Source organism: Synechococcus sp. H55.8, assembly GCF_047462375.1.
GTDB lineage: Bacteria > Cyanobacteriota > Cyanobacteriia > Thermostichales > Thermostichaceae > Thermostichus.
This window is the reverse complement of sequence record NZ_JANSJC010000044.1, coordinates 1-9,313: the sequence shown is the minus strand read 5'-3', so window position 1 is coordinate 9,313 and position 9,313 is coordinate 1. Positions and strand designations below refer to the sequence as shown.

At 61.0% G+C, this 9,313-nt stretch carries 9 protein-coding genes; 6 read left to right on the top strand and 3 right to left on the bottom strand.

What is annotated here, in order from left to right:
- Positions 1 to 654 (bottom strand): SDR family oxidoreductase (locus tag NW862_RS12475; RefSeq protein ID WP_414427233.1); only part of this gene is annotated, 654 nt, incomplete at its 3' end.
- Positions 655 to 823: 169 nt separating this feature from the next.
- Here NW862_RS12475 and pruA point away from each other — a divergent pair.
- On the top strand, positions 824 to 3,778 hold the full coding sequence (pruA, locus tag NW862_RS12470) for an L-glutamate gamma-semialdehyde dehydrogenase (protein ID WP_414335183.1): 2,955 nt from the start codon (positions 824 to 826) through the stop codon (positions 3,776 to 3,778).
- 18 nt (positions 3,779 to 3,796) lie between these two features.
- On the opposite strand, the gene NW862_RS12465 is transcribed toward pruA, so the two are convergent.
- A complete protein-coding gene (locus tag NW862_RS12465; RefSeq protein WP_414335182.1) occupies positions 3,797 to 4,849 on the bottom strand; it encodes a CsgG/HfaB family protein in 1,053 nt (350 codons plus the stop codon).
- A 314-nt stretch (positions 4,850 to 5,163) separates the two neighbouring features.
- On the opposite strand from NW862_RS12465, the gene NW862_RS12460 reads away from it, so the two are divergent.
- The 5 genes from NW862_RS12460 to NW862_RS12440 all read left to right on the top strand — a co-directional run bounded on the left by NW862_RS12460 (position 5,164) and on the right by NW862_RS12440 (position 8,199).
- Positions 5,164 to 5,343, top strand: a complete 180-nt coding sequence (locus tag NW862_RS12460; RefSeq protein ID WP_414335180.1) for a 50S ribosomal protein L32 — start codon at positions 5,164 to 5,166, stop codon at positions 5,341 to 5,343.
- A gap of 115 nt (positions 5,344 to 5,458) precedes the next feature.
- Positions 5,459 to 5,875 (top strand): J domain-containing protein, encoded by a 417-nt coding sequence (locus tag NW862_RS12455; RefSeq protein WP_414335178.1) that lies wholly within the window; start codon positions 5,459 to 5,461, stop codon positions 5,873 to 5,875.
- A 132-nt stretch (positions 5,876 to 6,007) separates the two neighbouring features.
- The gene (locus NW862_RS12450) at positions 6,008 to 6,271 is read left to right on the top strand and encodes a DUF3143 domain-containing protein (protein WP_414335177.1); all 264 of its coding nucleotides are present in this window, start codon (positions 6,008 to 6,010) and stop codon (positions 6,269 to 6,271) included.
- A gap of 6 nt (positions 6,272 to 6,277) precedes the next feature.
- Entirely contained in the window at positions 6,278 to 7,036 is a 759-nt protein-coding gene (gloB, locus tag NW862_RS12445) for a hydroxyacylglutathione hydrolase (protein WP_414335175.1), read from the top strand.
- 92 nt (positions 7,037 to 7,128) lie between these two features.
- Positions 7,129 to 8,199 carry an EAL domain-containing protein gene (locus NW862_RS12440; protein ID WP_414427232.1) on the top strand — a complete coding sequence of 357 codons (1,071 nt, stop codon included), beginning with the start codon at positions 7,129 to 7,131 and terminating at the stop codon, positions 8,197 to 8,199.
- Here the strand turns inward: NW862_RS12440 and NW862_RS12435 are convergent.
- On the bottom strand, positions 8,150 to 9,313 hold a 1,164-nt coding region (locus NW862_RS12435), incomplete at its 5' end, for an MFS transporter (protein WP_414347380.1). The two genes, NW862_RS12440 and NW862_RS12435, sit on opposite strands and share 50 nt — an antisense overlap.

Here is a 9,313-nt window from a genome sequence, read left to right as displayed (position 1 = left end):
TGCTAGGGCAAAGAGGTCACTCCACTCCCGCCTGGGAACGCCGGGCTTAGCGATGATCTCGAAGATGCGGTTTTTTGCTGCCGGCTGAAATAGGCTTTCAACAGCCACTTGAGCTACTTTGAGGCGAGGGATGCTGCCCTCGAAGAGAGTGTCAGCTTGGGAGAGGACAATGCCATCCTCGTTGTCCTGGTTTTTCAGGCCCCCTGGCCGAATGATGGTGTAGGTGAGGCCGCTGTTTTGCAAGTATTCTTCGGCTCGTTTTTTCCACACCAAGATCAGCCAAAACAGGTTGAGGGGGTGGAACAACTGGGACACGCACAGAGAAGAAATCAAAACAAAGTGTTGGATCCCTTGGGCTTTGGCCACATTCACTAGGTTCTTGGTGCCTTCATAATCCACTCGGTAGGGCTGCAAGGGATCCCAACTGGGCCTAGCTCCTGTAGCACAGAGCACCACCGTGCATCCCTCCATGCCGGCCCTTAGCGTGGCCGGATCCAGCACATCTCCCACCACCACTTCCGCTTCGGGGGGCAGAACCTGTGCGGCCAGCTCGCGGCTGCGCACCAGCGCCCGTACCGGGATGCCGCGGCCCACCAACTCTTTGACGATGCGCCGCCCCGTTTCTCCCGTAGCCCCTGCAACAAAAGCCCGCATAGCTCTCCTGTATCCAAATGGTTTTAACTGTCTTGCTTGTGGTGTTTAAGGCCCCGCAGTGGCCCTGTTAGGGCCGTCGAAACTATCATCTTTATCAAAATCTAGCTCAGGCTCAATCCCGTCCGTGACAGGATAGTGGGATCCCGCCAGCTCTACTTCCGATTGCCCTATGGTTGCCCAAGCTGCTCCTCTCGCCTATGAGGCTCAAACCCAAGCACTTGCCCAGTCTCTGTTGAATTCCGTTCGGGGCGAGGGGAGATCCCTGCTGGCCCAATGGCGGGATCAACTGCGTTGGGAGGACAGGCTGCTGGCCTGGGCGATGGAGAACCCCCATTTGCGCACCCAGTTGTTCCGCTTGATCGATGTTTTGCCCAGCCTGAAAAGCAAAGCAGAGATGGCTCGCCATCTTCAAGAGTATCTCTTGGATCCGGCAGTAGAGTTGCCGGGGATACTGAAAAACCTACTCAACTTTGCCGACCCCCATTCTCTGCCTGGACAGTTGGCCGCCAGCACCCTCACCGCTGCTGTAGAAGCCCTGGCCCGTCGCTACATTGCCGGAGAAACCCTGCAGCAGGTGAGCCAAACGCTGGAAACTCTGCACCGCCAAGGCATGGCTTTTACCCTGGATTTGCTGGGGGAAGCCGTCCTCACCGAAGCCGAAGCCCAATCCTACCTGGAGCGCTACCTACAGGCGATGGAGCAATTGGCAAAGGTGGTCAAAACCTGGCCGCAGCCGCAGCCTATGCCCCAAGTGTCGGTGAAGCTGACGGCCTTCTATTCCCAGTTCGACCCCATCGACCCGGCAGGGGCCAAAGCCAAGGTGGGAGAACGGATCCGCATCCTGTTGCGCCGGGGCGAGGCCCTGGGAGTCGGGATCCACTTTGATATGGAGCAGTACCGCTACAAATCCCTTACCCTGGCCATTTTACAGGAGCTGCTGCTGGAGCCGGAGTTCCGCAGCCGCACCGACATTGGCCTGACCCTACAAGCCTACCTGCGGGATAGCTACACCGATTTGCAAAACCTGATCGCCTGGGCCAAAGAGCGGGGATCCCCGGTGACGGTGCGCCTGGTCAAGGGCGCCTACTGGGATCAAGAGACCATCCTGGCGGCGCAAAAGCACTGGCCGCAGCCGGTTTACAACGACAAAGCCGCCACCGACGCCAATTTTGAGCGCCTGACCCAGCTTTTGTTAGAGCACCACACCCATCTGCGTGCCGCCATTGCCAGCCACAATGTGCGTTCTCAGGCCAAAGCCATTGCCATCGCCCAGGCGCTGGAGGTACCTCAGTCTGCTTTTGAGCTGCAGGTGCTCTACGGCATGGCCGACCCCTTGGCCAAGGCCCTGGTGCAGAAGGGACAGCGGGTGCGGGTGTACTGTCCCTATGGAGAGCTGCTGCCGGGCATGGCTTATCTGATTCGGCGTTTGCTGGAAAATACCGCCAACACGTCCTTCCTGCGGCAAAGTGTCCAGGGCTACGACGCCGAACAGTTGTTGGCCCCCCCTGTCTTGGAGGAGGGATCCATGTTTCAGCCACCTTCCCTCTCGTTTGTCGCGGCTGCCGATACGGATTTCAGCCAGCCCCAGCAGCGGGATCCCTTTTTTCAGGCCCTGCAAAAAGTTCAAACGCAACTGGGCCAGACAGTTCAGCCCTGGATTGCCGGAGAATATCGCCCAACCCGACAGTCTATTCCTTCTTTAAACCCTGCCGATCCCGAGCAAGTGGTGGGTGAGATTGGGTTGGCCAGTCCCGCACAGGTGGAGCAAGCCCTGCGGGCGGCCCAGGCCAGCTTTCCCCGCTGGCGGCGCACGCCTGTGGCCGTGAGGGCGGGGATCCTGCGGCGGGTGGCGGAGCAAATCGAGGCTCAACGGGCAGAGCTGGCCGCCTGGATGGTGCTGGAGGTGGGCAAGCCCATCGCCCAGGCCGATGGGGAGATTTCCGAGGCCATCGACTTCTGCCGCTACTACGCCCAGCAGATGGAGGCTCTGGATCGAGGACGGGCGTGCAACCTGCCCGGCGAAACCAACCATTACCACTACCAGCCCCGCGGTGTGGCGGTGGTGATCGCCCCTTGGAACTTTCCTCTCTCCATCCCCTGTGGCATGGCGATGGCGGCTTTGGTGGCTGGAAACTGCGTGCTCCTCAAGCCGGCAGAGCAATCTTCGCTGGTCGCCGCCAAGCTGGCAGGCTTCATCCTCAAGGCCCTCGCCGAAGCCGGGATCCCGGAAGGCGTCTTTCAATTTCTGCCAGGAGTTGGGGAAGAGATCGGCCCTCTCCTGGTGCAAGATCCACGGGTACATTTGATTGCCTTCACTGGATCCCAGGCGGTGGGCTGCCAGATCCTTGCCCAGGCGGCGCAATTGCAACCGGGACAGCACCACATCAAGCGGGTGATTGCCGAGATGGGCGGCAAAAACGCCATCCTTGTGGATGAAAGCGCCGACCTGGATCTGGCGGTGAAGGGGGTGGTTAACTCTGCTTTTGGCTACAGTGGCCAAAAATGCTCCGCCTGCTCGCGGGCCATTGTCTTGCAGTCGATCCACGACCTGTTCTTGGGGCGGTTGATCGAGGCGGTGCGGTCGTTAAACGTGGGGGATCCGGCTCATCCTAGCACCCAGGTCGGCCCGGTGATCGATGCCGAGGCCCAAGCCCGCCTGCAACAGGCCATTCAAGCGGCCCAAGCCTACGCCCGCTTGGAACTCAGCCTGCCCGTGCCGGAAAAAGGCTACTTCGTCGGCCCCACGGTGTTTAGCCAGGTGGATCCCCAATCGGAACTGGCACAGCGGGAGCTGTTTGGACCGGTTCTGGCGGTGATTGCGGCAGCGGATTTCTCCTCTGCCCTGGAGCTGGCCAATGCCACTCCCTACGCTCTCACCGGCGGCGTCTACAGCCGCACTCCTTCCCACATCCAACAGGCCCGCCAAGACTTTGCTGTCGGCAACCTCTACATCAACCGCGAGATCACCGGCGCTTTGGTCGAGCGGCAGCCCTTTGGCGGCTTCAAGCTCTCCGGCGTGGGATCCAAAGCCGGTGGCCCCGACTACCTGCTGCAATTTCTGGAGCCGCGCACCGTTACCGAAAATATTCAACGCCAGGGCTTTGCCCCGATTGAAGGGTCTTGAAGATAGAGCGTTGGGAGTTTACTGGAGAGGCTTGGCTACATCTCCCACCTTAAAGCCAGAGCCGCTGAGAATGCGGCCCACACTGGATCCCTGATCCACCTCTGTCAGTTGAATTTGGCCGGCTGGCTCGGTCAATTTGCGCAGGACTGCTCCTGTGGCCGGATCCTTAACCTCGCGAACGACGCGCTCCACAGAAAGGATCAGGCCCACGCGATAGCCGTCGCGGCTGCCTTTGTTCAAGATCACCTGATTGCCGTAGACATCCGCCACCAAGGCATCGATGGTCGGCAAAGAGCGGGGCTGGGCCGCCAAGCGACTGGCAAAACCGGCCAACTGCTGGGCAATTTGCTCCACCGCCTGCTGGCTGGCCAAAACCAGCAGCTTTTCTTCGTTGCTGGTGGCGGATCCCCCGCCAAAGCCGGCAACCGTGACCGTGCTATCCGACTGGCTGGCGTTGCCCCGGCCCTCGACCACGGCCAAGATCTCGGCCGTGCTGGTGCTCACCAGGCGGGCATTGAGCTGCACGTTGGCATCGGCATCCACCGACTCGGCCCCCACCGCCAGCGGAAAGCTGCCGAAGGGGGTTAAGACCGGCGCCCCACCGCCGGAACGGCGCACCGACACATCGAACTGGGTAACACTGCCGAGGATCACCGCATCGACCCCGAGGATCCGGCCCACCTGAGCGGCGGTGTTGGCATCCAACCGCCCCGATAGCCCCAAGTTCTGCTCGGCCAAGATCGCATCCAGCCGCGAGCGCTCGATAACAGAAAAAGTGCCATCTCTCACCAGCCGATCCACCAGCAGATCGCTCACCCCCCGGGAAGCCTCGCGCAGGCTGTAGGAATTGCTGAGGCTGCTGAAATCAAAATCCAAAACCGCAACGCGCGGGCGAGTGCTGGGTTGAGGCGCTTGTCCTACCTGGCTGGGGGCAGAGAGATTGCAGCGAAGGTCTTGGGGAAACTTCTGGCACAGCTCCGGATTGGTGGATTGGGCAGCCACTGGGATCCCCGTCCAACCCAAGCTCAGCAGCGGGATCCCGAACAACAAGATGGAAAAGAGGTTGCGCATGGTTGAGCGATCTCCTGGATCGAGGAAGTGGCCACAGTCCATTCTTAGCTTGCACCCAAAAGAGCTTCCGGGGGGTGACCGATATCACCTGGCCGCCTGTTCCAGAAGATGTCCCATACTCTATCGACTCCAAGGCTGCCGGGAAAAGGGATTGAGAAGGTTTGCGTAGAAGAGTTGACCCATCTCAACCCTATTGTGCGGAGATGCTCGCTCTCTCTGGAGTCAACTGCTAATAGACTACTTGACGAAACAAAGCCGGGATCGACGGTGCAAGCTCAGTGCTAGCCTAGTAAGGCTGTGTTCTTGTACAAGCTATGGCTGTTCCTAAGAAGAAAACCTCGAAAGCCCGCAGTCGCAGGCGGTATGCCGTTTGGCTGGGCAAAGCCAAGCTCCAGGCCCAGCGGGCAATGACCATTGGGCGTTCAATTTTGAGCGGTCGCAACACCGGCTTCTACTACCCCAAAGCCAAGTCGGAAGAAGAGGAAGAAGAATAGAGCCATGCTCAGGGGATCCCGACGGCTGGCCAAGTGATTACACTGGATCAAAGCTCAGCTCCTTGGAGAAGCGTTCTGCTGTCCCCACCGTCTCACTTAGTCGAGATCAGCTTGCATGCGCTCGTTGACTTCCCTCACCTACTACCAACGGTTGGGCCTGTCTCCAGGGGCATCTCCTGAGGCCATTCGGCGGGCCTATCGGCAGTTGAGCAAACGCTACCACCCCGACACTTCCCCCCTGGCCCCGGAAGTGGCCATTCGCTGCTTCCAAGAGCTGCAGGAAGCTTATCTCGTGCTCAGCAACCCGGCAAAACGGGCCATCTACGATGCCAGCCTGCGGGCGATGACGACCAACATGGGCTCCCTCAGTATAACGGGATCCTCAGATCTGGATTCTCTCGAGCTGCGCATGGAAACCCGGCCTCTCTCGGCGGGCGAGCTCTGTGCCCTGCTGCTGATGGGATCCACCTTCGTGGCGTGTTTGGTGTTGGCGGTTGCTTTGGCCTGGCTACGGGAGGGCGGGGTGGGCTAACCAACTCCGGTTGCTTGGGGATGAGGTTCAGACAAAGCGCTCGGAGCTTCCCATGGATCAAGTGCTTGAATGGAATAGGCTGTTAACTTTTGTCTAGTTTGACGGCTTCTCTGCGCGCGTTTGAATCTCACCATGCCTTTGCCCCCTGCCACCACACCTCTCTACAATCACCCGCTCCACGCCATCGAACGCTGGCTGGAGGAGCAAGGCTGCACCCGCGACCCAAAGGATGTGGAGCAATGGTTTTGCGAGCGGCCGGGCTGGAAAGCCTGCCTGCGCCTAGAAGAGACCAGCATCTGGGTGCGCTACACCTACCCGGATGGCAACACGAAAACCCTGTCTTTCCCCTACTCCCTCAGCCGCCAGGATGTAGAACAGGCCATTTTTGAGGACTAGCTGGCCATGCGCATTCTGCAACTGCCTGCCCTGCGCGACAACTACATCTATCTGCTCTACGATCCCGAGACGGCAACGGCAGCAGTGGTGGATCCGGCAGTGGCCGAGCCCGTGCTGGACAAATTGGCCGAGCTGGGGGCGGAGCTGGTGGCCATCTTCAACACCCACCACCACCACGACCATGTGGGGGGCAACCTGCAACTTGTGGCCCGCTACCCCCGCGCCGTCGTCTACGGCAGCCAGGTGGATCGAGGGCGGATCCCTGGCCAGAGGGTGGAGCTGCAGGCGGGAGAGACGGTGGAATTTGCGGGCCGGCAGGCGAAGGTGTTGTTTGTGCCCGGCCATACGCGGGGACATGTTGCCTACTACTTCCCCGAAAGCGGGGATCTCTTCTGCGGCGATACTCTGTTTGCTGGGGGATGCGGGCGGCTCTTTGAGGGCACCCCAGAGCAAATGCTGGGATCCCTGGATCAACTGCGCCAGTTACCTGAACCGACGCGGGTGTGGTGTGCCCACGAATACACCTTGAACAACCTCAAGTTTGCCTTGACGGTAGATGGCGACAACCCCGACTTGCAGGCGCGCTATCAGCAGGTGGTGGCGCTGCGCCAGGCGGGATCCCCGACGGTGCCCAGCACCATTGGCGAAGAGCGCCGCACCAATCCTTTTTTGCGCTGGGATCAGCCGGCTCTGCAGGCGGCCACCGGCGTTCAAGATCCGGTGCGGGTTTTTGCGCGGCTGCGGGGTATGAAGGATCAGTTTTGACACTTTTCTTTTGATTGACAACTTTTGGCAATTTCTAAGAGAGCTAAGGCATACTGTCGGGGGGACTGCCTCTAGCTACTCCCTGCAGATCTATGTCTTGCCCCGACTGCCCAGCTCTGCCCGCCTTTCTGCAGGAGGCAGGGCGCCTATTTCTCTGGCTGCCCACTCCTCATACCCACCAGAAGCTCTGGCGGGCTCTGGAGGCCAAGACAGAGGTTCCCGTGCAAGTTTTAGAAGACCTTGGCCTAGTTGTTGCCATTGCCCAGGGAGCCCTTAAGAAGACCCTGGAGACAATGGCTGATATTCTCTCGCAAGAAGAGATACGGGCCAGCCGCGCCCTGTTTTTGGCCGGAGATAGGGATCCCTGCTGGCAAGATTGCGCCCGGGTGGAGTCGCTGCTGCAGTTGTTCCACCGCACCCAAGCTGAGCTTTTGCTGGAAGTGTTGAAGGAAAACCGTCTCACCACCTACTTTCAGCCCATTGTCGGGGGGTGGGATCCCACTTGTGTGGTTGGCCACGAGGCGCTGGTGCGGGGGTTGGACAAAGAGGGCAAGGTGATTGGGCCGGGCTTGCTCTTTGCCATGGCCCGCGAGGCCGGGCTGCTCTACCACTTGGACTTGGCCGCCCGCCGCACGGCCATTGCCGCGGCCACCCAGCACCGCTTACAAGGGGATCTCTTCATCAACTTCAGCCCTACGGCTATCTACGACCCGGCCTTTTGCCTGCGCTCCACCGTCTGGGCCATCAGCCGCGCCGGGATCCCGCCCCAGCGGGTGGTGTTTGAGGTCAACGAATCCGACCGCAGCCCCGATTTGGACCACTTGCAGCGGATTTTGCGCTTCTATCGGCAGGCGGGCTTTCGGGTGGCGCTGGATGACCTGGGCGCCGGCTACGGCTCCCTGAACCTGTTGCACCAGGTGCAGCCGGATCTCATCAAGCTGGATAGGGAGCTCATTCGCGGCGTCGATCGGGATCCCTATAAGGCGGTGATTGCCGAGAAACTGCTGGAGCTGGCTCAAAAGCTGGGGATCACTACCCTGGCGGAAGGGATCGAAACGGCAGGAGAGCTGCAGTGGGTGCGCGACCGCGGCGTAGATCTGGTGCAGGGCTTTTTCATCGCCCGGCCCCAGCCTGTCCCCTTAGGATTAAGACCCAGAGGATAGCTGCCCCCGCGGCTTGAGCGGCTACCGAGAAGATGACCAAAGCGGGGAGAAAGAGATCGTAGAGCACCCCCATCAGGGCGCTGCCCAAAAACCAGGCCAGGCCGTAGATGCTGGTAAACAGCCCAAAGGCAAAGCCCCTCGCCTGGGCGGCCACCATGCCGGCTACTGCTGCCTTCATGACCGATTCCTGGGCGCCCAGGCCAATCCCCCAGAGCAGCATGCCCACCACCGTCAGCCCGTAGCTGCCGGAAAAGGCCAGCGGCGCAAAACCGGCAGACAGGACCACCGCCCCCAACAGGCTCCCCAGCCCCAGGCGGTCAAATAGCCAGCCCCAGCCCAGGGCGGCTAGGGCATCCACCCCCATGGCCAGGGCGTAGAGCAAGGGGATCCCTGCCGCCTCGCCACCTTGCTGCTGCAGGTGCAGGGCAATGAGGGAAAAGTCGGCAAACCCCATGGCCACACAGGCCGCTGCTGTGAGATAGAGCCAAAAGACCCTGGAAAAGCCTTTTGCTGGAGCGGTTTCCGGCTCCGGCTCAAAGTCGCGCGGGGTGGGATACAGCCATTGGGCCAGCCCCAGCACCCCCAGCCCCAGGGCCGCCGGGATCCCCAAGGCCAAGAATGCGCCTTGGAACCCGTAGCCGGCGGCAACCATTCCTGCCACCAGCAGCGGCCCTCCCACCGCCCCAATTTGATCCAAGGTCTCGTGCAGGCCAAACCCAATGCCCTGGCCCACCTGCAGCGCCGCATGGGAGAGCAACAGGTCCCGTGGCGGGGTGCGGATCCCTTTGCCCAGGCGCTCGGCCAGCAAAAGCAAAGCAGCCCCAGGCCAACTGCTCACCCAGGCCAGAGCGGGGATCACCGCCGTGTTGAGGACATAGCCCAGGGTGGTGAGCTGCCACTGCCCTCGACTGCGGTGCACGGGATCCCTACTGAGCCGGTCGCTCCAGTAGCCCACGCCCAGGCGCAGCCCATAGGCCAGCAGCTCCCCCCCGCCGGCCACCAGGCCCACCACCGTGCCACTGGCCCCCAGGGATCCCAAAAAAGCTCCGGAGATGCTGCGGGCCCCCTCGTAGGTGGCGTCGGCGCAGAGGCTGACGATCCCCAGCAAAACAAT

Bases quoted from the DNA above. Each gene is read 5' to 3' on its own strand.
- pruA (WP_414335183.1), top strand. From the start codon at position 824: ATGGTTGCCCAAGCTGCTCCTCTCGCCTATGAGGCTCAAACCCAAGCA.
- NW862_RS12465 (WP_414335182.1), bottom strand. From the start codon at position 4,849: ATGCGCAACCTCTTTTCCATCTTGTTGTTCGGGATCCCGCTGCTGAGC.
- NW862_RS12460 (WP_414335180.1), top strand. From the start codon at position 5,164: ATGGCTGTTCCTAAGAAGAAAACCTCGAAAGCCCGCAGTCGCAGGCGG.
- NW862_RS12455 (WP_414335178.1), top strand. From the start codon at position 5,459: ATGCGCTCGTTGACTTCCCTCACCTACTACCAACGGTTGGGCCTGTCT.
- NW862_RS12450 (WP_414335177.1), top strand. From the start codon at position 6,008: ATGCCTTTGCCCCCTGCCACCACACCTCTCTACAATCACCCGCTCCAC.
- gloB (WP_414335175.1), top strand. From the start codon at position 6,278: ATGCGCATTCTGCAACTGCCTGCCCTGCGCGACAACTACATCTATCTG.
- NW862_RS12440 (WP_414427232.1), top strand. From the start codon at position 7,129: ATGTCTTGCCCCGACTGCCCAGCTCTGCCCGCCTTTCTGCAGGAGGCA.